28 protein-coding genes are annotated in these 23,141 nt (G+C 63.5%); 13 read left to right on the top strand and 15 right to left on the bottom strand.

The features are described 5' to 3' along the window. Nucleotides 1–142: 142 nt before the first annotated feature. Nucleotides 143–571, bottom strand: a complete 429-nt coding sequence (locus tag IHQ72_RS09975) for a YybH family protein (protein ID WP_258122282.1) — start codon at nt 569–571, stop codon at nt 143–145. A gap of 482 nt (nt 572–1,053) precedes the next feature. On the opposite strand from IHQ72_RS09975, the gene IHQ72_RS09970 reads away from it, so the two are divergent. Together IHQ72_RS09970 and IHQ72_RS09965 are read left to right on the top strand one after the other, a co-directional pair. After that, complete coding sequence (locus tag IHQ72_RS09970; protein ID WP_258122281.1) at nt 1,054–1,869, top strand: SDR family oxidoreductase; 816 nt, start codon at nt 1,054–1,056, stop codon at nt 1,867–1,869. A 26-nt stretch (nt 1,870–1,895) separates the two neighbouring features. Beyond that, a complete protein-coding gene (locus IHQ72_RS09965) occupies nt 1,896–2,390 on the top strand; it encodes a MaoC family dehydratase (RefSeq protein WP_309508812.1) in 495 nt (164 codons plus the stop codon). 5 nt (nt 2,391–2,395) lie between these two features. On the opposite strand, the gene IHQ72_RS09960 is transcribed toward IHQ72_RS09965, so the two are convergent. Beyond that, a complete protein-coding gene (locus tag IHQ72_RS09960) occupies nt 2,396–2,893 on the bottom strand; it encodes a hypothetical protein (protein ID WP_258122280.1) in 498 nt (165 codons plus the stop codon). A 69-nt stretch (nt 2,894–2,962) separates the two neighbouring features. On the opposite strand from IHQ72_RS09960, the gene IHQ72_RS09955 reads away from it, so the two are divergent. The 3 genes from IHQ72_RS09955 to IHQ72_RS09945 all read left to right on the top strand — a co-directional run bounded on the left by IHQ72_RS09955 (nt 2,963) and on the right by IHQ72_RS09945 (nt 4,448). Next, nucleotides 2,963–3,295, top strand: coding sequence for a hypothetical protein (locus IHQ72_RS09955; protein WP_258122279.1), 333 nt, complete (start codon nt 2,963–2,965; stop codon nt 3,293–3,295). A 43-nt stretch (nt 3,296–3,338) separates the two neighbouring features. After that, nucleotides 3,339–3,983, top strand: coding sequence for a TetR/AcrR family transcriptional regulator (locus tag IHQ72_RS09950; protein ID WP_258122278.1), 645 nt, complete (start codon nt 3,339–3,341; stop codon nt 3,981–3,983). 219 nt (nt 3,984–4,202) lie between these two features. Then, nucleotides 4,203–4,448, top strand: a complete 246-nt coding sequence (locus IHQ72_RS09945) for a DUF680 domain-containing protein (protein ID WP_258122277.1) — start codon at nt 4,203–4,205, stop codon at nt 4,446–4,448. 85 nt (nt 4,449–4,533) lie between these two features. Here the strand turns inward: IHQ72_RS09945 and IHQ72_RS09940 are convergent, their stop codons facing one another. The 5 genes from IHQ72_RS09940 to IHQ72_RS09920 form a co-directional block, all read right to left on the bottom strand. Beyond that, on the bottom strand, nt 4,534–4,764 hold the full coding sequence (locus IHQ72_RS09940; protein WP_258122276.1) for a hypothetical protein: 231 nt from the start codon (nt 4,762–4,764) through the stop codon (nt 4,534–4,536). A gap of 69 nt (nt 4,765–4,833) precedes the next feature. Then, nucleotides 4,834–5,415 (bottom strand): sarcosine oxidase subunit gamma, encoded by a 582-nt coding sequence (locus IHQ72_RS09935; RefSeq protein ID WP_258122275.1) that lies wholly within the window; start codon nt 5,413–5,415, stop codon nt 4,834–4,836. Then, entirely contained in the window at nt 5,408–8,401 is a 2,994-nt protein-coding gene (locus IHQ72_RS09930) for a sarcosine oxidase subunit alpha (RefSeq protein WP_258122274.1), read from the bottom strand. Before IHQ72_RS09930 ends, IHQ72_RS09935 begins: the two co-directional genes overlap by 8 nt. Next, nucleotides 8,398–8,694 (bottom strand): sarcosine oxidase subunit delta, encoded by a 297-nt coding sequence (locus IHQ72_RS09925; RefSeq protein ID WP_258122273.1) that lies wholly within the window; start codon nt 8,692–8,694, stop codon nt 8,398–8,400. The genes IHQ72_RS09930 and IHQ72_RS09925 overlap by 4 nt, the downstream gene beginning before the upstream one ends. Nucleotides 8,695–8,782: 88 nt before the next feature. Beyond that, nucleotides 8,783–10,036 (bottom strand): sarcosine oxidase subunit beta, encoded by a 1,254-nt coding sequence (locus tag IHQ72_RS09920; RefSeq protein ID WP_258122272.1) that lies wholly within the window; start codon nt 10,034–10,036, stop codon nt 8,783–8,785. Nucleotides 10,037–10,299: 263 nt separating this feature from the next. On the opposite strand from IHQ72_RS09920, the gene IHQ72_RS09915 reads away from it, so the two are divergent. Beyond that, nucleotides 10,300–11,058: an SDR family oxidoreductase gene (locus IHQ72_RS09915; RefSeq protein WP_258122271.1), complete on the top strand. Its 759-nt coding sequence runs from the start codon at nt 10,300–10,302 to the stop codon at nt 11,056–11,058. A gap of 109 nt (nt 11,059–11,167) precedes the next feature. Continuing rightward, the gene (locus IHQ72_RS09910) at nt 11,168–11,554 is read left to right on the top strand and encodes an SET domain-containing protein (RefSeq protein WP_258122270.1); all 387 of its coding nucleotides are present in this window, start codon (nt 11,168–11,170) and stop codon (nt 11,552–11,554) included. An 85-nt stretch (nt 11,555–11,639) separates the two neighbouring features. Here IHQ72_RS09910 and IHQ72_RS09905 read toward each other — a convergent pair whose 3' ends face one another. Both IHQ72_RS09905 and IHQ72_RS09900 read right to left on the bottom strand, forming a co-directional pair. Continuing rightward, on the bottom strand, nt 11,640–12,083 hold the full coding sequence (locus IHQ72_RS09905) for a DUF6766 family protein (RefSeq protein WP_258122269.1): 444 nt from the start codon (nt 12,081–12,083) through the stop codon (nt 11,640–11,642). After that, nucleotides 12,070–12,579: a YciE/YciF ferroxidase family protein gene (locus tag IHQ72_RS09900; protein ID WP_202366014.1), complete on the bottom strand. Its 510-nt coding sequence runs from the start codon at nt 12,577–12,579 to the stop codon at nt 12,070–12,072. Before IHQ72_RS09900 ends, IHQ72_RS09905 begins: the two co-directional genes overlap by 14 nt. Nucleotides 12,580–12,986: 407 nt before the next feature. Here IHQ72_RS09900 and rpsU point away from each other — a divergent pair, with 407 nt between their 5' ends. The 4 genes from rpsU to IHQ72_RS09880 all read left to right on the top strand — a co-directional run bounded on the left by rpsU (nt 12,987) and on the right by IHQ72_RS09880 (nt 16,605). After that, entirely contained in the window at nt 12,987–13,253 is a 267-nt protein-coding gene (rpsU, locus tag IHQ72_RS09895) for a 30S ribosomal protein S21 (RefSeq protein WP_023797519.1), read from the top strand. 139 nt (nt 13,254–13,392) lie between these two features. Continuing rightward, nucleotides 13,393–14,238 carry a tetratricopeptide repeat protein gene (locus IHQ72_RS09890; protein WP_258122267.1) on the top strand — a complete coding sequence of 282 codons (846 nt, stop codon included), beginning with the start codon at nt 13,393–13,395 and terminating at the stop codon, nt 14,236–14,238. A gap of 164 nt (nt 14,239–14,402) precedes the next feature. Beyond that, a complete protein-coding gene (locus IHQ72_RS09885; RefSeq protein ID WP_258122266.1) occupies nt 14,403–14,876 on the top strand; it encodes a DUF992 domain-containing protein in 474 nt (157 codons plus the stop codon). Nucleotides 14,877–15,168: 292 nt separating this feature from the next. Beyond that, complete coding sequence (locus tag IHQ72_RS09880) at nt 15,169–16,605, top strand: MFS transporter (RefSeq protein ID WP_258122265.1); 1,437 nt, start codon at nt 15,169–15,171, stop codon at nt 16,603–16,605. Here the strand turns inward: IHQ72_RS09880 and coaBC are convergent. From coaBC to ubiE, 6 genes are all read right to left on the bottom strand, one after another. Then, nucleotides 16,602–17,819, bottom strand: a complete 1,218-nt coding sequence (coaBC, locus tag IHQ72_RS09875) for a bifunctional phosphopantothenoylcysteine decarboxylase/phosphopantothenate--cysteine ligase CoaBC (RefSeq protein WP_258122264.1) — start codon at nt 17,817–17,819, stop codon at nt 16,602–16,604. The genes IHQ72_RS09880 and coaBC overlap by 4 nt on opposite strands. 25 nt (nt 17,820–17,844) lie before the next feature. Beyond that, nucleotides 17,845–18,252 carry a type II toxin-antitoxin system VapC family toxin gene (locus IHQ72_RS09870; protein ID WP_309508811.1) on the bottom strand — a complete coding sequence of 136 codons (408 nt, stop codon included), beginning with the start codon at nt 18,250–18,252 and terminating at the stop codon, nt 17,845–17,847. Next, nucleotides 18,249–18,503, bottom strand: coding sequence for a FitA-like ribbon-helix-helix domain-containing protein (locus tag IHQ72_RS09865; RefSeq protein WP_258122262.1), 255 nt, complete (start codon nt 18,501–18,503; stop codon nt 18,249–18,251). The genes IHQ72_RS09870 and IHQ72_RS09865 overlap by 4 nt, the downstream gene beginning before the upstream one ends. Before the next feature lie 2 nt (nt 18,504–18,505). Next, the gene (locus IHQ72_RS09860) at nt 18,506–18,715 is read right to left on the bottom strand and encodes a FitA-like ribbon-helix-helix domain-containing protein (protein WP_023797509.1); all 210 of its coding nucleotides are present in this window, start codon (nt 18,713–18,715) and stop codon (nt 18,506–18,508) included. 75 nt (nt 18,716–18,790) lie between these two features. Beyond that, nucleotides 18,791–20,365 (bottom strand): 2-polyprenylphenol 6-hydroxylase, encoded by a 1,575-nt coding sequence (gene ubiB, locus IHQ72_RS09855; protein ID WP_258122261.1) that lies wholly within the window; start codon nt 20,363–20,365, stop codon nt 18,791–18,793. 13 nt (nt 20,366–20,378) lie between these two features. Next, nucleotides 20,379–21,155, bottom strand: a complete 777-nt coding sequence (ubiE, locus tag IHQ72_RS09850; RefSeq protein WP_258122260.1) for a bifunctional demethylmenaquinone methyltransferase/2-methoxy-6-polyprenyl-1,4-benzoquinol methylase UbiE — start codon at nt 21,153–21,155, stop codon at nt 20,379–20,381. A gap of 148 nt (nt 21,156–21,303) precedes the next feature. Between ubiE and IHQ72_RS09845 the strand changes: the two genes are divergently transcribed. Together IHQ72_RS09845 and upp are read left to right on the top strand one after the other, a co-directional pair. Then, nucleotides 21,304–22,278 carry an adenosine deaminase gene (locus IHQ72_RS09845; protein WP_258122259.1) on the top strand — a complete coding sequence of 325 codons (975 nt, stop codon included), beginning with the start codon at nt 21,304–21,306 and terminating at the stop codon, nt 22,276–22,278. Nucleotides 22,279–22,421: 143 nt separating this feature from the next. Then, entirely contained in the window at nt 22,422–23,051 is a 630-nt protein-coding gene (gene upp / locus IHQ72_RS09840) for a uracil phosphoribosyltransferase (RefSeq protein ID WP_123151264.1), read from the top strand. The last annotated feature ends 90 nt before the right edge of the window (nt 23,052–23,141 follow it).

Below are 23,141 nucleotides of genomic sequence, written 5' to 3'. Positions count from 1 at the left end.
CCCTGGGATCGACCTTCACGCTTGAGAATGGCTGATCGACGACCTAAGCATTTTGCAGCCAAACGTCTTCGTTTGGCGTCCGACGAAATGCGTCAAACAAAGACCTGGAGCGCGGTTTTGGTCTACCAAAACGCAAGGCGCTCTAGGGCGCGAGGTCCATGACGGCTGTCCTGGTCTGCATGTTAACGGGCAGGGAGACGTGCTCGTGCGTGATGAACCACCTGTCACCGGAGCGCTGAAAGCCGTTACTCACGCGTACCCAGTAGTCAACGTCCTGGCCCGTCCTCAGTGTGCCACTTGCTCGGATGAGCATCCATGCAGCCGCGACGGTATCGCCGGCTATTACTTTCAGGTCGCCAAGTTCCTGGCCAATAGGGCCCGTCCAGCGGCCGAACCAATCCGAAAACCGCTCCCGAAGGGCGGATGAGCCTGCGTACTGGAGCGGTGGTACGAGGTCGAAATAGACGATGTCTGGAGAATAGAGGGACATGACCCACTCGATGTCCTTGTCGCCCATGGCGGCTGATCGACTGTCCAACAAGGCCCTGATCTGTGTTTCAGCAGATGTCATTGTTACCTCCGTTCTGCGCATTTCTCCCGCTCGTCAGCTGTGAAGGCCGAGATGACAAACCTCATATCGATAATGCGCGACAGCCTGACGAATCTCGTGTCCCGCATGGGAACCCCCAGCAACAAGCTGGCGTCGAGCTAATATGGAACGCCGATCCTCGACGACCAGCAACTGCTCAACGCATCCCCAGGGATCATTCCAGCCTTTGATAGCGTGCTGGCGTGGCGTGACTGGCAGGCCGAAGGCGTCGAGATCGAACCGATCTTCGGGTCACCTTCTCCCCATGGCCAACGGCAGAAGGGAACGCCGCACCATGGCCCCCATCGCCTCCAGGGCGTTGTCGCCCGCGGTTCTTCGTGTACCCATCAGTAGCAGCGGCTCCGGCACTTTACCCCCGGCAAGGATGATCGTAATTCGGATATCCTTGTCAGCGTTAAGTCGTCCCCTTGAACCACGAGGCAAGGACGCGCGGAGAAGTTGCAATGAGCTATCTGGACGAGCTGTTTTCGGTAGCCGGCAAGACCGCGCTGGTGACGGGGGCTGCGACAGGCATCGGCCGCATGGCGGCGACCGCTTTGGTCAGGGCCGGCGCCACCGTGATGATCGCCTCGCGCAAGGGCGAGGATTGCATCAAGGTCGCCGGCGAACTGAACAGCCTCGGCAGCTCCGGCCGGGCCGAGGGCTTTGCCGGCGACGTCTCCAGCGAGGCGGGCATCGCGGCGCTGGTTGCCGAGGTCAAGGCGCGGACGGAGCGGCTGAACATCTTGGTCAACAATGCCGGCGTTTCCTGGGGCGCGCCGCTGGAAAGCTTCCCCTACCATGCCTGGGCCAAGGTGTTCGGTGTCAACGTCACCGCCGTCTTCCATCTGACGCGCGAGCTTCTGCCGCTGCTCGACGCCGCCGCCAGCGATGCCGATCCGGCCCGGGTGATCAATCTGGGTTCGGTGATGGGCACGCAGCCGCTAGCCGACGACGCCTACTCCTACTCTGCCTCGAAGGCTGCTGTTCACCATCTGACGCGCACCTTGGCGATCGAGTTCGCCGCCCGCCGCATCACCGTCAACGCGTTCGCGCCCGGCCCCTTCCAGAGCCGGATGACCGCCTTCGCCACCGCGACCGAGGACCAGGCCAAGCATGTCGGCGGCCATGTTCCGATCGGCCGCATCGGCGCGCCGGATGACATTGCCGGCGCAACGCTCTATTTGTGCAGCCGTGCCGGCAGCTATATCACCGGCGCCATCCTGCCGATCGATGGCGGGCAGTCGGTGCAGCATGGGCTGACACTGTTCAAGGAATGAAGCCGCTCGCGTTCCGGACGGTTGAAATGGAGGACATCAGCGTGGAACCGATCAATCTCGATGTGCTTCTGGCCAGCGTCGGCAAAGAGGTCGGCGTGTCGCCGTGGCGGGTCGTCTCACAGCGCATGATCGACCAGTTCGCCGATGCCACCGACGACCACCAGTTCATCCATTGCGATCCGGAGCGCGCCAAGCGCGAGACGCCGTTCGGCGGCACCATCGCGCATGGCTTCCTGTCGCTTTCGCTTTTATCGGCGATGACCTTCGAGACCATGCCGCCGCTCGAAAACAGCAAGATGGGCGTCAATCATGGCTTCGATTCGCTGCGCTTCCTGGCGCCGGTGAAGACCGGCGCGCGCATCCGCACCCGTTTCGTGCTGGCCGACGTCAAGGTCAGGCCGTCGGGCTGGGTGCAGACGGCGCATGATGTGACCATCGAGATCGAGGGTTCGAAAAAACCGGCGCTGACTGCGCGCTGGCTGACGCTGACATTGATCGAACGCCAGCCAGAAGCGGCTTGAACGGCTCAGCGAGCCTCGGCAGAGATGATCTTCATGTGCCGGCCGACCTGCAGGGCGATGTAGACGACCAGTGCGCAACCGATCGGGAACACGATCTCGTTGAGGCCGGTTGTGATCGCCCGCGGCAATTCAAGGGCAACGCCGTTCGCCGCGGCCGTCTCAATCGTCAGCACCGTGATTCCGCCGCCGAACACCGCGCCTGTCGAGGCGCCTGCTAGCGCGAAATGGAGCGGACTGGGCCTTTCCTTCGACGCCAGCGAGGCCAGTATCCAGCCGAGCAGGCCGTATTCGATCGCCCGCAGCACGCCCAGCGTGGTGAGAGAGAGGGTGGCCGGTTTTGTGGCCGCATCAAGAGCACTTACCATGACCTTTTGCGACCCCTTGGCGATGGCCATCGCCAGTGGTGCCGAGATTGCGGCGATCAGGCCGCCGAGCGAGGCTCGCACCTTGGCGATCGCCGTGCCGAGGCTGAGACCGGCGCAGACGAAGAACGCCCACGTCACGCCTTGGACCAATTCGATCAGGACGGGTGAGAGCCCGCTGCAAATCTGCCAGCCAGAATAAGGGCTTCCATGGCAAAGCCGAGCGCGATCGCGAGCCATGCAACCATGACCACCCGCCTGAGTGCCAGTCTGGCATCATCAGAAAGTGGTTCCGCGTTTAGCGCACTGCACGAAAGCTCGGTCATGATCGTATCGGCCCAGAAAGAAAATTTCTTGCAGAGCCGCCAGCCAACCTCTGGTTGTAACAGTCCGATGTCGCGTCATTTCTGCCCGGGTAACACTTGTATCGATGTTCGGGCGAAAATGGCTCAGAAGCGGTATAGCCAATCGGAGTGCTGCGAAGCCGATTTTGGCAACGCCGATTTTGACATCGCCTTGTCCGATTCCGTACAGCGTATATAAATTAGCCAGCCACTAACAGCGACTAACAGAAGGCAGGCGAAAATTGCCGCTCAGCGTCCAGACACGCCGCGAGAAACAAAAGGCCGAACTGCGCTCCGAACTTGTCGATGCGGCGCACAAGCTCGTGCAGGAGGAAGGCTATGAGGGCCTCACCATCCGCAAGCTGGCGAAGCGCGTCGGCTATGCACCGATGTCGGTCTATTCCTATTTTGCCGACAAGCAGGACATCTTGTTCGCGCTGGCGGAGGATGCGTTCGAGACTCTGGCCAAGCGCATCGAGGATCACCCGGCCGACGATCCGATCGAGGCGCTGCAGGTGGTGATGACCGAATACGCGGCCTTCGGCCTTGGCAACCCCAACGAATATCGCACGATATTCATGACCGAAAAGGTCAAGCCCCCGGAAGGCAGGACCTTCGCCGAAATGCAGGAGGGCAACCCGTTGATGAAAGTGCTGATCAATAGGGTGGAGGCCTGCGTTGCCGCCGGCAGGCTCAAGGGCGATCCGCGCGCCATCGCCACCATGCTGTGGGCGGTCGGCCACGGCACGATCTCGCTGCTGATCACCTTTCCTTTCTATCCGTTCGGCGACCAGCAGGCGTTCGTGAAGCGGATGTGCGACTTCACGCTTGCCGCGCTGGCCACGCAGGACGTGCCGCCGCTGACCGAGACGCCGGTCAACTGCTGAAGGGTTCCTTCGGTTTCGGATAGCTGAAGATCTTGTAAGGCACGGGTGAACGGCGCCGCGTGCGCATCTCGTCGCGTGCTGGCGATGCGATTCCCAAATTCAAATAAAATTGTTCGTACATGTACGACTTCTGACTTGAACCCCGCGATGGTCTGGCGTATATGTACGACGTATCGTACATGTACGGAAAAGAATCAGCGGTTGAACCGGAGCCAAACAATGAAAAAGACGATCTTCGCCCTCGCGGCCGTCCTGGCATTCTCGGGCGCGGCCTTCGCCAGCGAGAGCCAGCTCGGCAAGCAGGTGCCGGCCGCAGCCTGCGCCGACACCAACGTCAAGCTCGATTGCGGCGCGACCGGATCGGTCGAAAAGTCAGGCTCAGCCACTCGCAATGGCTCGACTGAAAACAAGGACCCGAGGCTCGGCATCGACATCGATCCCTGGATCGTGCCCAGCACGTTCTGAGGTTCGAAAACAAAAGGGCGGGAGGAAACCTGACCGCCCGTTTTCGCGGCCATTTCAGCCCGGTTCAGCCGGAGCCTGACGGATGCTATTTCCTGCGCTTCTTCATTCCGGCCACGATCTTGGCCTTGCCGGGCCTTGCGGGAGCGCCGGAAATGGAAGTCCCGGTGATCGACACAGGATCGCTGGCCGGAAACGTGTCCTCGAGCCCTTCCTCGAGCTCCTCTTCAATGTTTGGTTCGTCGTGCTGCTCGTGTTCGAACGAGCGCACGGCCGGCGTCTTCTGGACCGGTGGATTCGGCGCGGATTTCGACGGCATCGACATTCTCCCTCGGCTTGCTCCGGCTCCCTCGACTTGCTCCGGCAACGGCCGAGCGAGCGAGTATTCCTAAGCCGCTGCGTCGCCTGCCGCCTCCGACAGGAAAGTAAAGACATAATCGGAAAAGGAACGCCAGCATTCAACGCGGAAGGCGTCGGTCGCGGTGCGCAGCAGCACGATTTCGACCTTGCCCAGAATGGTGCGCGACGCCGCGCCTACCGGAAAGGCGTCGAGCGACAGATCCTGCGGACAGCCTGAATTGATCGTCACCGCCGCTGCCGGGCCGGTGACCGATATGGCGACGTTGCGATGCGAGATGCCGACCGCAGAATGCAGCACTGTCACCTCGGCGCAGTCGGCGAGCGGGTCTCTTCCCACCTCATCGATGACCAGCCATTCGTCTGGCCCAAGCCACAACGCCGTGCGCCCGGCCTTCGCCGCCGAAGTTTTGGGCTTTCGCGGCAGGCTCACGCCGAGCGACTTCGAAAGCGCCGCGACTGAGGCGTCCGGCGCGCGCAGCGAAATGCGCTCCGCCGGTGGCAGCACAGCAAGTGCGACGCCGGTTGCGGAAAGCTCCTGACCGGCGAGAACCGGCCGGCGTTCGACCGACGGCGCAGCGGCTGCAGATTTCTTCGCGGCAGCCTTAGCCATTGAGGCGCTCCCCCTTCTCGTCGAAGAACACCATGCCGGTGACCTCCACCTCGATCGTCCCGTTGGGCATCGGCACGTAAAGCGTCTCACCCATCCGGTCGCGGCCGCCGGCAACCAGGGCCAGCGCGATCGAGCGACCGCAATTTTCCGACCAGTAGCTCGAGGTGACATGGCCGATCATGGTCATCGGGATCGCCTGCTCCGGATCGCCGACGATCTGCGCGCCTTCTTCCAGCACCACCTTAGGGTCTTTGGTCTTCAGGCCGACCAGCTGCTTGCGGCCCTTGGCGACAAGATCCGGCCGCGCCATGCCGCGAATGCCGACGAAATCGGTCTTCTTCTTGCCGACCGCCCAGTCGAGCCCGGCATCACCAGGCGTCACCGTGCCGTCGGTGTCCTGGCCGACGATGATGTAGCCCTTTTCGGCACGCAGCACGTGCATCGCCTCGGTGCCGTAGGCGCCGGCGCCATGCTTCTGGCCCTCGGCCCACAGCGCTTCCCAGACGGCCTGGCCGTAGTCGGCCGGCACGTTGACCTCGAAGCCGCGCTCGCCGGTGAACGACATGCGGAACAGCCTTGTCGGCACGCCGCAAATCCTGCCCTCGCGCACCGACATATGCGGCAGCGCCCCGTCCGACATGTCGATGCCTTCGACCAGTGGCGCGATGATGTCTCGCGACTTCGGTCCCTGCACGGCAATCACCGCCCACTGCTCGGTGGTCGAGGTCAGCCAGACATTCAGATGCGGGAACTCGGTCTGGAGGTAATCCTCCATATGGTTCATGACGCGCGGCGCACCGCCCGTCGTCGTCGTCACATGGAAGCGGTCCGGCGCCAGTCTTCCAACCACGCCGTCGTCATAGATGAAGCCGTCTTCACGCAGCATGATGCCGTAGCGGCAGCGGCCGGGCTCCAGTTTCTCCCACGGATTGGTGTAGAGCAGTTCCATGAACTTCGCCGCATCCGGCCCGACCACCTCGATCTTGCCCAGCGTCGAGGCGTCGAACAGGCCGGCCGTCTTGCGCACCGTGACACACTCACGATCGACGGCGGCGTGCATGTCCTCGCCCGCCTTCGGAAAATACCAGGCGCGCTTCCATTGGCCGACATCCTCGAACACCGCACCTTGGGCCTCGGCCCACGGATGGATCGCCGTCTTGCGGGTCGGGTCGAACAATTTTCCGCGCGCATGGCCGACGATCGCGCCGAAGGTGACCGGCGTGTAGGGCGCCCGGAACGTCGTCAGGCCGACCTGCGGGATCGGCTTGCCCAGCGTCTCGGCAGCAATAGCCAGACCGTGCATGTTGGAGGTCTTGCCCTGGTCGGTCGCCATGCCGTTTGTGGTGAAGCGCTTGACGTGCTCAATCGAGCGCATGCCTTCATGCACCGCCTGGCGGATGTCCTTGGCGGTGACATCGTTCTGGAAATCGACAAAGGCCTTGACTGTCGTATCCGGCCCGGCGCCGGGCGCCGCACCCAGCATGCCGCGCGACCAGCTCTCGCTGGCGTCGACCTTCGGCTTGGTTCCCTTGACGGTGTTGGCGCTGGCATCTTTTGCCGCTTTGGCGCCCGCCGCATAGGCCTCGTCGATCGTCGCCGACAGCCCGTCCGTGCCGTTGCAGGCGCCGACCGACACGCAATCTTGCGCATAGGCGCCGGGCACGAAGCGCTTGGTCTCGTCGTTGAAGGCAACCTTGCCGCGCGATTGCGAGAACAGATGCACCGACGGAGTCCAGCCGGCCGACATCAGGATGGCGTCGACCGGGACGGTGCGTTCGCCGCCGCCATTCTTCGGCTGCACGGTCATCGATGAGACGCGCAATTTGCCGCCGGCGCGGATCACCGCGCGGCCGAAATTGACCTCGATGCCGAGCGCCCTCGCCTCGTCGATCACCGACCCGGTCGGGTTGTCGCGCAGGTCGACTATCGCCGCCACGCCGACGCCCGCCTTCTTCAGGTCGATCGCCGCCGCATAGGCGGAATCATTGGCCGTATAGACGCCGACATTCCTGCCGACCGCGACGCCGTAATGGTTGAGATAGGTGCGCGCCGCTGACGCCAGCATGATGCCGGGCCGGTCGTTGTCGGCAAACACCATGTGCCGCTCGATGGCGCCGGTCGCCAGCACCACGCGTTTGGCGCGAACCTGCCACAGCCGCTCGCGCGGCAGGTCGCGGCCGGGGTTCTGCAGATGATCGCTGACGCGCTCGACCAGCCCGACGAAATTCTGCGCGTAATAGCCGAAGGCCGTGGTGCGGGCCAGCACGCGGACATTGTCCATCGCCTTGAGCTTGGCGACTGCACCTTGCGCCCAGGCAAAACCGTCCTGGCCGTCGATGCTGGCACCGCTCTCGAAATGCAGGCTGCCGCCGAAATCCGCCTGCTCGTCGGCAAGGATCACGCGCACGCCGGTTTCGGCCGCGGCAAGTGCGGCGGCGATGCCGGCAGCACCACCGCCCAGCACCAGCACGTCGCAATGGGCAAAGCGCGCCGAATAATGGTCGGGATCCGGCTGGTCGGGGGCGACGCCGAGGCCGGCGGCGGCACGGATCTTGGGCTCGTAGAGATTTTTCCAGGCGGACTTCGGCCACATGAACGTCTTGTAGTAGAAGCCGGCCGATAGCAGCGGCGAGGCGATGTCGCCGACCGCACTGACGTCGAAGGAAAGCGACGGCCAGCGGTTCTGTGACTGTGCCGTCAGCCCGTCATAGAGCTCCTGCACGGTGGCGCGGACATTTGGTGTCTTCCTGGCGGAGTCGCGCTTGATCTCGACCAGCGCATTGGGCTCTTCCGCCCCAGCGGACAGGAAGCCGCGCGGTCGGTGGTATTTGAACGAGCGGCCGACCAGATGGACGCCGTTGGCGAGCAGCGCCGAGGCCAGCGTATCGCCCTCGACACCGGCATAGGACTGGCCGTCGAAGCTGAAGCGGGTCGTCTCTGCCTGCTTGAGGCGCCCGGCGCCGGGAGTGCGGAACGCTGCGATCATTTGGCGGCTCCCGGCAGGTTCGCCGGCTTGGGTTCGCCGGCCTTGTAGGTCATCAGGAACCTGTCGCTGACGGTGTCGCGCACGGCATTGAAGAACCGCGCGCAGCCATGCATATGCCGCCAGCGCTCATAGATGATGCCTTTGGGGTTCGAGCGGATGAAGAAGAACTTTTCGAAATCATCGTCGCTCTCGCCGGCCATATCTGCCGAACGCGCGATATGCGCCTCGCCGGCGTTGCGGAATTCGAGTTCCGGACGCTCTTCCTCGCAATAGGGGCAGCGGATGAGAAGCATGGTTGTTCCTACAATTCGCCGTGGCCGACGCGGGCGCCGGCCGGTTGATCGCAAAGCCGCTGACCCAACGTCACGAAGGGAGCCATCATCAGTGCGCCACCGCCGCCGCCGCCGCCTCGTCGATCAGACGGCCGGTGCGGAAGCGCTCGATGGTGAACGGCGCGTTGATCGGGTGCGGATCGTCCCTGGCGATGGTGTGGGCAAAGACATGGCCCGAGCCCGGCGTCGCCTTGAAGCCGCCCGTGCCCCAGCCGCAATTGACGTAGAGGCCGGGCACCGGCGTCTTGGCTAGGATCGGCGAGCGGTCGGGCGTCACGTCGACGATGCCGCCCCACGAGCGCAGCATCTTCATGCGCGTGAACATCGGGAACATCTCGCAGATGGCGTCGAGCGTGTGCTGGAGGATGTGCAGGCCGCCGGTCTGCGAATAGGAGATATATTGGTCGGTGCCGGCGCCGATGACCAGTTCGCCCTTGTCGGACTGCGAGATATAGGCGTGCACGGTGTTCGACATCACCACGCAAGGGAAGACCGGCTTGACCGGCTCCGACACCAACGCCTGCAGCGGATAGCTTTCCAGCGGCATGCGCACCCCGGCCATGTTCATGATGACGGACGAATGACCGGCCGCCACCACGCCGACCTTCCTGGCGCCGATGAAGCCGCGCGTCGTCTCGACGCCGGTGACCGCGCCGTTCGGCGCCCGTTTGACGCCGGTGACTTCGCAGTTCTGGATGATGTGGACGCCGCGCGCCGAGGCGCCGCGCGCATAGCCCCAGGCGACCGCATCGTGCCGCGCGGTGCCGCCGCGACGCTGCAGGGTGGCGCCCATCACCGGATAGCGGGCATCGCGCGAAATGTTGAGCGGCGGGCAGAATTCCTTCGCCGCTTCCGGCGTCAGCCATTCATTGTCGATGCCGTTCAGACGGTTGGCATGGACGTGGCGTTTCAGCACCTGGATGTCGTGCACATTGTGCGCCAGCATCATGACGCCGCGCGGCGAGTACATGACGTTGTAGTTGAGCTCTTGGCTGAGCCCGTCCCACAGCTTCAGTGCATGGTCGTAGATGCCGGCGCTTTCGTCATAGAGGTAGTTGGAGCGGATGATGGTGGTGTTGCGGCCGGTATTGCCGCCGCCGAGCCAGCCTTTTTCCAGCACCGCGACATTGGTGATGCCGTGCACCGTGGCGAGATAGTAGGCGGTGGCCAGGCCATGGCCGCCGGCGCCGACGATGATGACGTCGTACTCCTTCTTTGGCTCGGGCGAAGACCACTGCTCCTCCCAGCCCTTATGGCCGCGCATGGCCTCGCGGGCGATGGCGAATACCGAATACTTTTTCAACGTTCTGGCCTCGCAGACAGCGGCCGGGCATCCAATCGAGCGCCGGCGCGCGAGGTGTATCACTAGCGAAACCGCGCTGCCACCCTTGCGCTGTTTGCGACGGCGCTTGCCGTTTTGCGCCGCGACAAAAAAGACCCGTGCGAAGCGGCGGGCCAACGACGCATCCGGGCGCCTTCGCAGGTATCGGGTGGCTCGCCCCACCTCGATCTGCGACCAAGCATCCGATTGCCGGCAAAACTGGCACGAAGAAAAAGGATGCAAAAATGCTCGCACTCGCCAACAAGGTCGCCATCGTCACTGGCGCCAGTTCCGGCATCGGCCACGCCACGGCAAAACTCTTTGCCGAGGAAGGCGCCAAGGTGGTCGTCGCTGCCCGTCGCCAGGCAGAGCTGGACGCGCTCGTCACGGAAATCGAGGAGGCCGACGGCACGGCCATTGCTCTTGCCGGCGACGTCCGCGACGAGGCCTATGCCAAGGCCCTTGTCGATCTTGCGGTGGGCAGGTTCGGCGGTCTCGACATCGCCTTCAACAATGCTGGCTCCGTCGGCCAGATGGGACCGGTTCCCGACATGTCGCTGAAGACGTGGCACGAGACCATCGACATCAATCTGACCGGCGCCTTTATCGGTGCAAAATACCAGGTGCCGGCGCTGCTGGAGCGCAGCGGCGGTTCGCTGATCTTCACCTCCAGCTTCGTCGGTCGCACCGCCGGCATGCCGGGCATGGCCGCTTACGCTGCGGCCAAGGCCGGGCTGATCGGTTTGACGCTGGTTCTGGCGGCCGAATACGGGGCACAAGGGTTGCGCGTCAACGCACTGCTGCCCGGCGGCACCGACACGCCGGGCGCGACGACGACCACGCCCGAAGCCCGGGCTTTCGTCGAAGGCATCCACGCCCTGAAGCGGATGGCGCAGCCGGAAGAGATCGCCCGCTCGGCGCTCTACCTGGCGTCGGATGCGTCGAGCTTCACCACCGGAACCGCGCTGTTTGCCGATGGCGGCGTTTCGATCAATCGGACCTGAGGCCTTTCCCGCATGGGCGAACAAGCGGCAATGTCGCAAAAGCGGTCTTGCTTTCCAGCGCGATTTGGCGATTTCTTCGGACAGTTCTGTTCGAAGACGGGCCTAAAACATGCTGCTGATCAGGACCTACATCGCTGGTAGCGCAATCGAGGGCGTCGGCGTGTTCGCCGCCGAGCCGATCAGAAAGGGAGCGTCGATCTGGCGGCTCGATCCGGATTTCGATCGGCTGATCCCGCTGGAAAAATATAAGGCCGCGCCGCCGCACCTCAAGGAATTGCTCGACAGATATGCCTATCCGAGCCCCGACCGGCCCGGATTCATGGTCTATGAAGTCGACAACGGCCGCTTCATGAACCATTCCGAAAGGCCGAACACGGATTTTTCGCAGTATGGCGGGGCAACCGCCATCCGCGACATAGCGGCGGGCGAAGAAATAACCTGCGATTACGGCGAGTTCTTCGAGGATTTCGAGCGGCTTCATCTGGCCACGGCATAGAGGGAGAGCCTGTCGCCAATTGCTCTGTTGCGAATCAAACGGCACGGAGCGGTGACCAGCTCCGTGCCACGTATCCAGCCCCAGCTTAGTTCCGGTGAGAATGCGGCTCGTCGGTGTGGCGGCCGTCATACTGCAGGTCCAGCTCGCGAATCGCCTCCTGGCCTTTCGTCGGATCGACAAGCCTGAGAAGCGCGTCGATCTTGGCCTCCATCCGGTCGGTACTCTCCTTCGATTGCGGCGATCCGACGAAGAGCAGGAACGCCAGGCCACCGACCTGCCAGAGCAGCTGCAGGAATTCCGACTGCCAGTTCTCGAGCGTGTCGCGGCTCATCTCGATCAGATAGCCGCCGAACTCGGGCGGTTGGCCAAGCGCTCGCTGCTCGTCGAGATAGGCGAACCAGCCGAAAACCCAGTGGCCGACAAGCGAGATGATGAAGAAGCCGAGGGTAATCCAGGCATAGCTGTAAGCCCGCCACACCGAAGGTCGCTTCACGTTGCTCGCCGGCCTGCTGTCGTCACCGCTTGGCATTGTCGCTGTCCGATGCCGAGCGAGCCAGGAACTGCCCCGTAGTCGCGGGCAGCTTGTTTTTCAGCCACTCGGCCATCGCCTCCTCTTCACGCAGATTTTGTTCGCAGGCCCGGGCGATCTCCGTTTCGCCGAGGGACTCGGCGGTTGCGATGAGGATCGTGTAGGAGGCGATCTCCATATGCTCGAAGGTGTAGCTCGCCAGTGAGCCTTTCATCACCTCGTCGTCGGCGAAGACGCCGCTCAGGGACTGCGCCATCGCCAGCAGCTTGCCGCCGGCGTCCTTCAGCGCGGATGTATCTTCGCCCAGTCTTTCCAGGCAGGTTCCGAGGCGCGCGGCGTGTCCCTTCGTCTCATCGAGGTGCAGCCTGATGCGCTCGCTGAGCTCGGGATAACTCTCCAGCCGATTGAGCTGGCCGTTCAGCATGGTTTCGGCCTGCTCCTCCATCGCATGCGCGTCCTTGAGCCATTGGACGAGCCATTCACGGGTGCCTGACATCGGCTTTCCCCTGTGCTTGTTTCGCCGCAACAACCATTGGGGAACGAGGTTGGTTCCTTCGTTGATAGAGCCGGGCGGAGCGTTCTGCCGGATTGAGGCAGCCAGAATTTTATCGGTGGCGAAGAAACCGCCAACGATCGCTCACGGTGCGGAGAGCCCCCCGAGCAGGCGAATATGCTACCAGAGGTCGTAATTCCTTGCTTTCTGACGGCAGTTATGCTATTGATTTGCCCATCGTGCTGATTTGCGCCGACGACCCGCCGCCGAGGCGGGTTTTTCGTTTCGGCAGTGGACAGAGCGGCATGATTCTGCTATCAGCCGCCACAATTCGTGGTGTAGACCGCCGCGGAGGCAAGCGACTATGGCCACTTGCCTGTTGTTAACAAACCCGAAAGACAGGATTGCCCGTGCAGGTACTAGTCCGCGACAACAATGTTGATCAGGCGCTTCGCGCGCTCAAGAAAAAGATGCAGCGCGAAGGCATCTTCCGCGAAATGAAGATGCGCGGACATTACGAGAAGCCTTCCGAGAAGCGCGCCCGCGAAAAGGCGGAAGCCGTTCGCCGCGCCCGCAAGCTGGCCCGCAAGCGGGCCCAGCGCGAAGGCCTGCTGCCGATGACGCCGCGCCCGGTGGCGGCTGGTGCTGCCGGTGCTCCGCGTCCGCCGCGGTTCTGACGCCAATTTTTCGTCCTTTTCGAAGGATACCCAGGGTGGCGCGATGCGTAATCGCCGCCACCTTTTTGTTGAATTCGACCAGTTCGGAGAGGGCCGGAACAGACCTGACGGCGCGGCGGGCAGTGAGGACAGAGCAGATATGAACGCAACAAGCGTGGAGCGCAGAACCGCAATGCGCGGCTTCGCCCTGACGGCAGCCCTGCTTTCCGGCTTGGCGCTCGCCGGCTGCCAGACAGCCCCGACCGGCGAATTCACCAACATCGACAAGGCACAAGGGTCGGCCGAAAACATCTCCTCGCTGTCGGCCGTTATCCAGCGCAGCCCCCAGGATCCGGAAGGCTACAATGTGCGCGGCTCGGCCTATGGCCGCGGCGGCCAGTATCAGGCGGCGCTCAAGGACTTCAACACCGCCATCCAGCTCAATCCGAATTTCTACCAGGCCTATTCGAACCGCGCTCTCATCCAGCGCTTCCTCGGCGACCAGGCGGCCGCGCTTGCCGACTACAACCGCTCGATCCAGATCAATCCCGACTATGACGCCGCCTATATCGGCCGCGGCAATCTCTACCGAAAAGCCGGCCGCATCCAGGAAGCGTTCAACGATTTCCAGAAGGCGATCCAGCTCGACACGACGGATGCGCGCGCCTATCACAATCGCGGCCTGATCTATCAGAGCCAGGGCCAGCACGCTTTCGCCATCGAGGATTTCTCGACCGCCATCTCGCTGGCGCCGGACGCCGCCGAACCCTACAATGGCCGCGGCCTCTCCTACCTCGCCATGAACGATGAGGACAATGCCTTCGCCGACATCAACATGGCGATCAAGCTCGACGGCAAGAATGCCGAGGCCTGGTCCAACCAGGCGCTGATCTACGAGCGGCGCGGCGACAAGGCCAAGGCGGCAAAATCCTACCGCGAGGCAGTGCGCCTCAACCCCACCTACCAGCCGGCCAGGGACGGCCTGGCGCGCACCAGCACCGGCTGACCGACGGCGGAGTTTCGGCCTGATATGGCAGGCCTGCCGTTTGGCATGCCTTCGAAACCTTCAATGACTGTGCATTGACGCTCGCCTTGATCGCGCCAAGTTTTCGGCGGAACGCTCGGGACGCTTAGCCGTTGTTCATGGCAATTCGCGAAAGGACCCCTCCCATGACCAAGAAACTCGCCTGTGCCGCCGCCCTCGCCGCCACGGTGCTCGCTGCCCCTGCCAGCGCGGGCAGGCTGGAGCTCGGCGTGCTCGACTGCACCATCGACGGCGGCACCGGCTACATCGTCACATCCAACAAAGGCGTGGCCTGCACCTTTCGCCCCCATCATGGCGGTCCCCCCGAAGCCTATACCGGGGTCATTTCCAAGCTCGGCGTCGACGTCGGCAGGACGTACCAGGGCGAATTGATATGGGCGGTTCTGGCGGCCACCCGCGATCGTGGTTCCGGCGATCTTGCCGGCAGCTATTATGGCGTCAATGCCGAGGCCAGCCTGGTGACCGGCGGCGGCGCCAACCTTCTGGTCGGCGGACTGAACAGCGCCTTCTCGCTGCAGCCTCTCAACGTACAGGCGCAGACCGGCGTCAACCTGGCAGTCGCCGTCACCTCACTGGAGCTGATCCACTCCTTCAAATAAGCGCCATAGCGTAACTCTGCATGCGGCGCGGGACAGGATTGGACTGTTCCGCGCCGCCTGATTTTTGGGAACTCCCGTGCTAAGGACGTTCTTCGCTGAGACCATGATCGCCAATCTTCGATCACCCTGACTTCCCGCGTTCATCAGCATCTCAGCGCACCCGCAAAAAACCGCTTGAGCTCAACTGCGGTTGAGGTTCTACAACCCGTCCCCGAAGCGCCGCGTGCCCGTTGGAGACGAAGAGCGCTCCACCATTTTTGAATCGGCGTATAAGAAAGTTTAGGAGGGCGGGGTGACCGAAACCAGCACAAACAGGGTCGATTGGCGCGCGCTGTGGGCGAGCGGCGATCTGGCGCGCTTCTGCTTCATCAGCCTCGGCATCCTGCTGCACGCCACCAACGAAACCATGGTGGCAACGGTGATGCCGGCCATGGTCGGCGAACTCGCCGGCGTTCAGCTTGTCGGCTGGTCGCTGGCGATCTACGAGCTCGGCGCCATCATCGCAGGCGCCGCCGCCGGACGGCTGGTGAGCTATGTCGCGCTGCGCACCAATATGGTGGTCGCCGCCCTGCTCTATGCCACCGGCGCCCTGGTCTGCGCCATCGCGCCCTCCATGCCGCTGTTCCTGACCGGGCGCCTGATCGAGGGTTTTGGCGGCGGCGCGTTAGTTTCGCTGGCCTTCGTCTCGGTCGAGCGGCTGTTTCCACGCGCCATCTGGCCGCAGCTTTTCGGTGTCATGTCGGCGATTTGGGGCGTCGCCGCCTTCAGCGGGCCGGTGCTCGGTGCGTTGATGACCGAGTTGCTCTCCTGGCGCTGGGCTTTCGGTATCTTCACGGTCGGCGGCGCGGTCATGGCGCTGGCGAGCTTCATCGTGCTCGACACGCCTGAGGCAACCAGGCCGCAGGCGATCACTGGAACGGCGCCGCCGTTCCCCTTTGCCGCGCTCGGCTGCCTGGCCGTCAGCGTCGTGCTGATCGCCACGGCCGGTGTCGACATTGCCCTGCTGCGCTCGTCCCTGCTGCTTACGCTCGGCCTGATCGGGCTTGCACTGTTCATCCGCATCGACGCGCTGAAGCCGGGCTCGCGGCTGTTTCCGTCGCGGCTGTTCTCCTGGCGCTCGCCGGTCGGCGCAGGCATGACCATGGTCGCTGCCTTTTCGGTGGCGACCTGTTCCTTCGCCGTCTACGGTCCGCTGCTTCTGACCAGCCTGCACGGCATTCCGATCCTGACCACCGGCTATATCATCGCCGCCGAATCGATCGCCTGGTCGATCCTGTCGATCCTCGTCGCCAATGCGCCGCCGGAACGCGAGAGGCTGATCATCACCGGCGGCGCGCTGATGATCGCGGCCGGCGTCGCCGGTTTCGCCTATGCCGTGCCGGCGGGTTCGATTCCGCTGATCCTGTTTTGCGCCTTGCTGCAAGGCGGCGGCTTCGGCATTGCCTGGCCCTTCGTTACACGCGTGATCGTGGCATCGGCCAGGGACGGCGAACAAACGATCGCTTCCGCCGCCGTACCGACGATGCAGCGCATCGGCTATGCGGTCGGTGCCGCGTTGACCGGCATCGTAGCCAACGCCAGCGGTTTCTCCGAGGGCCTGAACCGAGAGGCGGCGGCAAATGTCGCCACCTGGCTGTTCCTCGCCTTCGTGCCACTCGGGATTCTGGGATGCCTTGCAGCGCTCAGGATCTCGGGGCCGGCAGCCCGGCCACAGGAAGCGACGGGCTAGACAGTAATCGTCTTAAGCCGCTCGGCGATCAGTGCTGCAAGCCGCGTCGCCACCTCGTCCTTGCTCATCTCGGGCCATTCCTCGACACCGGCCTTCGAGACGATCCGCACCCGGTTGCGATCGCCGCCCATCACCCCGCCTTCGTGGGACACGTCGTTGGCGACGATGAAATCGGCGCCCTTCTTCGCAAGCTTGGCCTCGGCGTTCCTGACCAGATCCTGCGTTTCGGCGGCGAAGCCGACGAGCAGGCTGGGCCGCTTCTTGTGATGACCGACACCGGCAAGAATATCAGGGTTTTCGATCATCTGCAGCGCCGGCGGCCCCTCGCCCGCCACCTTCTTGATCTTCTCGCCGGCCGAGGTCTCGCTGCGCCAGTCGGCAACCGCCGCGACGAACACCGCCGCGTCCGCCGGCAGCAGCTGTTCGACAGCGTCCTTCATCTCGTTCGCGGTTTCGACATGCAGCGTGGTGACCTCAGCCGGATCGGCAATGCCGACCGGACCGGAGACGAGGTGGACATCGGCACCCAGCCGTGCCAGCGCCGCGGCGATGGCATGGCCCTGCTTGCCGGACGAACGGTTGGCGATGTAGCGCACCGGGTCGATCGGCTCATGCGTCGGCCCTGAGGTGACGATGATCTTTCTGCCTGCCAGCGGCTTCGGCCTGATATCGAGCAGCGCCTCGATCGCAGCGACGATCTCCAGCGGCTCGGCCATGCGGCCCTCGCCCGCCTCGTTGCTCTCGGCCATCTCGCCCTTTGCCGGGCCGACGAATGCGACGCCGTCCTTCTGCAATGTCGCCCGGTTGCGCCGGGTCGCCGGATGCGACCACATTTTCGGGTTCATGGCGGGCGCCATCAAGACCGGCTTGTCGGTGGCGATGAGCACGGTGGAGGCAAGATCGTTGGCGTGGCCGTTGGCAAGCTTCGCCATCAGATCGGCGGTGGCCGGCGCCACGACGACAAGGTCGGCCTCGCGCGACAGGCGGATATGGCCGACATCGTGCTCGTCATTGCGGTCGAACAGATCGGTGAAGACGTGGTCGGCGGAGAGCGCCCCGGCCGACAGCGTGGTCACGAACTCCTGCGCCGCGGCGGTCATCACCACACGCACGGTGGCACCGCGCTCGCGCAGCCGGCGGATCAGATCCAGCGCCTTGTAGGCGGCGATACCACCGCCGATGATCAGCAGGATGCGCTTGCCGGAAAGGGTCATGCCCGAGGCCAGTTCCTGTCCAGTGTCATGCCGGCCTCAGCGCCGGTTCGATGTCGGTATGGATGAAATCGTCGCCCTTGAAAAGCAGTGGCAGGTTTCGGGTCTTGGCCAGAGCGTAGGCGAAACAGTCGCCCATGTTGAGATTGGCGCGATGGCCAGTACCTCGGCCATAGAATGCATAGGCTTCAATTCCGGCTTGCGCATGTTCAGCGGAGAGAGCGACGATCGTGACTTTGAGTCTAGCAAGAAGGCCTGTCAACTCGGCCGTGCCGGCCGCGCCATAGCGTCGGACAATTACTGTGCCGCATTCCATCAGAGTCGCGGCGCTCATCAATATCTGCTGATTTCCTGCGAGGCGCTGGGCGATCGCCGGAGCATCGGGCTCCTGCTTCAGGATCGCCACGATCGCTGAGGTGTCGACCACCACGGTCATTCCTCCTCGATGAAGGACCAGAGGTCATCAGTGAATTTCTTCTGATCGAAGTCCGCTTGTTGCAGTCGTCGGCCGAATTCGAGGATTTCCTCCGCCGTGACGAAATCCCCGTCACGTTCTTTGGTGGCTGCCACATCCTTCAGCAACAGATTTCTTGCCTCCTGCTCCATTGACAGGCCATGTCTGGCAGCCCGCTCGCGCAGCTTTTGCTTCAGATCGTCGTCGAGATTGCGAATGGTCAGGGTGCCCATAACTACCCTTGCCCCCGTGTCGTCGGTCTGAACTTGGCTTCGTCCTCGGCTGCAATGCCCGACGAGTCGAAACCTTTGGTGGTCGGAAGCCCAACGGATGCGGCGAGCACGTCCCGCGCCTCCTGCTCCATGGAAACGCCACGCGCGGCGCCGCGCTCACGCAGTCGCCGCATGACACTCTCATCCACATTGCGGACAGTAATCCGGGCCATGATCGCGCTCCCGCGACCTAATATAGCGACACCGGAGCATGACTGCAATGACAGCACTGCTGTCATTGCTTGCAGTCAGAGCAGCTTCCAGGCGATATAGACCAGCGCCAGCGCGATCACCCACAGCGCCAGCCGGCCGGATCTGCTATAGCGCGCCTCGGCCTTGCCGATGGCGTGCGCCGTCCTGTCATCGAAACGCAGCCCGTGTTCGGCCATCAGATCGATCTCGCGCGACAGCCGCTCGGTGCGGGCGGCGAGGTCCGGCGCCTGGCGGGCCAGCGCCAGCAGCGCGTTGGTGCCGTCACGTGCGTCGGCCAGCAGAGCACGCGGGCCGAGATTGCCTGATATCCAGCCTCCGACCACCGGTTCGGACGTCTTCCACATATTGAAGGCCGGGTCGAGGGTGCGGGCGACGCCCTCGACCACCACCATGGTCTTCTGCAGCAGCACCAGTTCGGACCGCGTCGCCATATCGAAGAGGTCGGTCACCTCGAACAGAAGCGCCAAGAGCTTGGCCATCGAGATGGTCTCGGCCGGCTGGCCGTGGATCGGTTCGCCGATCGCCCGGATCGCCTGGGCGAACGCAGCGACATTATGCCGGCGCGGCACGTAGCCGGCCTCGAAATGCACTTCGGCGACGCGCAGATAGTCACGGGTGATGAAGCCGTAGAGGATCTCGGCGAGAAAACGGCGCTCCTTCTTGCCGAGCCGGCCGGCTATGCCGAGATCGACAGCGACGATCGTGCCATTGGGCTCGACGAACAGGTTTCCCGGATGCATGTCGGCGTGGAAGAAACCGTCGCGCAGCGTATGGCGCAGGAACGACTGGACCAGATTGGCGGCGATCGCCTTCAGATCGTGGCCGGCGGCAGCGAGGCCGGCAATGTCGTTCATCTTGATGCCGTCGACCCATTCCATGGTCAGCACGTCGCGGCCGGTGCGTTCCCAATCGACGGACGGCACGCGAAAGCCGGGATCGTCCTTGGTGTTCTCGCCGAGCTCCGAAAGCGCTGCCGCCTCGAGCCTCAGATCCATTTCGATCTTGGTGGTCTGCGCCAGCGTCTCGGTCACTTCGACCGGCCGCAGCCGGCGCGACGACGGGATGTATTTTTCCTGGAGACGAGCGGCGAGGAAATAGCTTTCGAGATCGCGAAAGAAGCGGCGCCGCACGCCCGGCCGGATGACCTTCACCGCCACCCGCGAACCGACGCCGTTCGCCAGGGTTTCCGCGAAATGGACCTGAGCGATCGAAGCCGCGGCAACGGCCTCGCCGAAACTGGCGTAGAGTTCGCCGACCTTGCGCCCGAGCGAAGCTTCTATCGCCGCAATAGCCTCGGCCTGCGGAAAGGTCTGCATCTTGTCCTGCAGCATGGCGAGATCGAGCGCTATGTCGTTGCCGACGACATCGGGCCGGGTCGCCAGGAACTGGCCGAGCTTGACATAGGACGGGCCGAGCCGGACGACGGCCTTGGCCAGCCGGTCGCCACGCTCATAGGCAAGCGCGCGGCGGCGGGTGAACAGCCGCGCCATCCGCCAGCCGAGTTTCGGCAGACCGAAGAGCTCGTCGCCCGGCAGCGCCGCGACGACGCCTTCGCGGACCAGCACCCAGCCGGCCCGCACCAGCCTGAAACCAGCGCCGACACTGCTCATGACTGCGCCAGCCTCAAAGCTTCCAGCCCGAATGAAGCGCAGCTATGCCGCCGGAATAATTGCGAAAAGAAGCGCGCTCGAAACCGGCGCGGGAAATCATCGCCGCGAAATTCTGCTGATTGGGAAATTTGCGGATCGACTCGACCAAGTAGGAATAGGGCTCGCCGTCGCCGGTCACCGCCTTGCCGATCCTGGGGATGGCATTGAACGACCACGCCTCATAGACCTTGTCGAGCAGGGGCATGTCGACCTCGGAAAATTCGAGGCAAAGGAAGCGCCCGCCGGGCTTCAGCACGCGATAGGCTTCCGCAAGCGCCACATCGATGCGCGGCACGTTGCGAATGCCAAAAGCGATCGTGTAGGCATCGAATGTGGCCTCAGTGAAAGGCAGCTCCTCGGCATTGGCTTCGACGAAATCGGTATTTGCCGTCAGGCCCTTTTTTTCGGCCCGGTCGCGGCCGACCGCGAGCATCGAGCCGTTGATGTCGAGAACCGTGGCATGTGCGTTCCTGCCGCTCGCCTCGACGATGCGGAAGGCGATGTCGCCGGTGCCGCCGGCAACGTCAAGAACGCTCCAGCCCGGTCGTTTCGGTGGATTGAGCCATGTGACCATGGCGTCCTTCCACAGCCGGTGCAGCCCGGCCGACATCAGGTCGTTCATCAGATCGTAGCGGTTCGCGACCTTGTGGAAAACGTCATTGACCAGGGACTGCTTCTCGCCTGCCCGTACACGCTTGAAACCATAGGAGGTTTCCATGCCGCCAACTGCCGTGGTTCTCTCTACCGACATTATTTTTGATCCGCCATAAAACCGGCGGGACCATAGCCGATCGATGGTGCCGACGCTATTGTTTAAGGCGCGGTGTTCGGCCGCGCTTCCCGGTCGTGGAATCATGCTTATGGGTGCGCGACCTGGACTGACCTGACGGGATGACTGCATGCCTTTGAAAGCGGAACTGCACTGCCATATCGAAGGGGCAGCGGCGCCCGAGCTCGTCATCCGCCAGGCGCAGAAATACGGCAAGGACACCTCGCCCTACATTCAGGACGGCTCTTTCGTCTGGCACGATTTCACCTCCTTCCTCGCCGCCTATGACTTCTCCTCCGACCTGTTCCGCACGGAAGAGGACTATGCGCGGCTGGCCGATCATTACCTGACCAGCCTCGCCCGCGACGGCGCCATCTATTCCGAGATCTTCACCTCGCCGGACCACGCCGGCAACGCCGGCCTGTCGGCCAAGGCCTATACGGACGCGCTTGGCGAAGGCATGGCGCGCGCCAAGGCCAAGACCGGCATCGAGGGCCGCATGATTGTCACCGGCGTGCGCAACGCCGGCGTCGAATCGATCGAGCAGGCGGCGCGCTTCGCCGCCCGCTGCGGGCATCCGCTGGTCACCGGCTTCGGCGTCGCCGGCGACGAGCGGATGGGCGATCTGGAGGATTATGTCAGGGCCTTCGAAATCGCGCGCGAGGCCGGCCTCGGCATCACCGTCCATGCCGGCGAACTGATGGGCTGGGAGAGCGTCGAGGCCGCACTCGATCACATCCGCCCCGCCCGCATCGGCCATGGCGTGCGCGCCATCGAAAACCCCGACCTTGTCCGTCGCATCGCCGACGAAGGCGTCGTGCTCGAATGCTGTCCCAGCTCCAATATCGCGCTGAAGGTCTTCGACAGTTTCGCCGATCACCCTTTTCCGGCACTGCAGGCGGCTGGCTGCAAGGTGACGCTAAATTCCGATGATCCGCCCTATTTCTGGACGTCGCTGAAGCGCGAATACGACATTGCCGCCGAGCATTTTTCGATGAACGACAAGGCGCTCGCCGCCGTCACCAGAACCGCCGTCGAGGCCGCCTTCGTCGACAGGAAGACCAAGGCAATGCTGCTGGGCCGGCTCGACGTCAAGGGCAGGTGAATGGTGAATGGTTCACCCGGCGCTTCGGTCCGTCAACCGCGAGTTTTTCCGCTGAACCAAGGACTCGCAAACCTATTCACTATTCACTATTCACCATTCACCATTCACCATTCACTATTCACCTGCGCAGCTAGGAGAACACCATGCAGGGCGTCACCGTCGTCGACCACCCGCTTGTCCAGCACAAGCTGACCATCATGCGCAAGAAGGAAACCTCGACGGCCGGCTTCCGGCGGCTGCTGCGCGAGATCTCGCTGCTGCTCGGCTACGAGGTCACCCGCAACCTCGAACTGACGACGACGACGATCGAAACGCCGATCGAGACGATGGAAGCGCCGACACTGGAGGGCAAGAAGCTGGTCTTCGCCTCGGTGCTGCGCGCCGGCAACGGCTTGCTCGAAGGCTTGCTCGACCTGGTGCCGGCGGCGCGCGTCGCCCATATCGGTCTCTACCGCGATCATGAGACGCTGGAAGCCGTCGAGTATTTCTTCAAGGCGCCGAGCGATCTCGCCGATCGGCTGGTGATCGTCGTCGACCCGATGCTGGCGACCGCCAATTCGGCGATCGCGGCGATCGATAAGCTGAAAGGGCGCGGCGCCACCAACATCCGCTTCCTCTGTCTGCTGGCGGCGCCAGAGGGCCTCGAGCGCTTCACCAAGGCGCATCCCGATGTCCCGGTCTTCACCGCTTCCATCGACCGCCAGCTTAACGAGAAGGGCTACATCATGCCCGGTCTCGGCGACGCCGGCGATCGTCTGTACGGGACCAAATGACCGTGCGGCTCGTTTACCGATCGTTTACGCAAACGGCCGCTTTCCGCATCTGTTAAAGCCGCAAACACCATGTCGCGATAAGCATGGGCC

The sequence above is a fragment of the Mesorhizobium onobrychidis genome (assembly GCF_024707545.1).
Lineage (GTDB): Bacteria > Pseudomonadota > Alphaproteobacteria > Rhizobiales > Rhizobiaceae > Mesorhizobium > Mesorhizobium onobrychidis.
The sequence above is the reverse complement of the archived record's forward strand: the minus strand, read 5'-3'. Positions and strand labels throughout refer to the sequence as shown.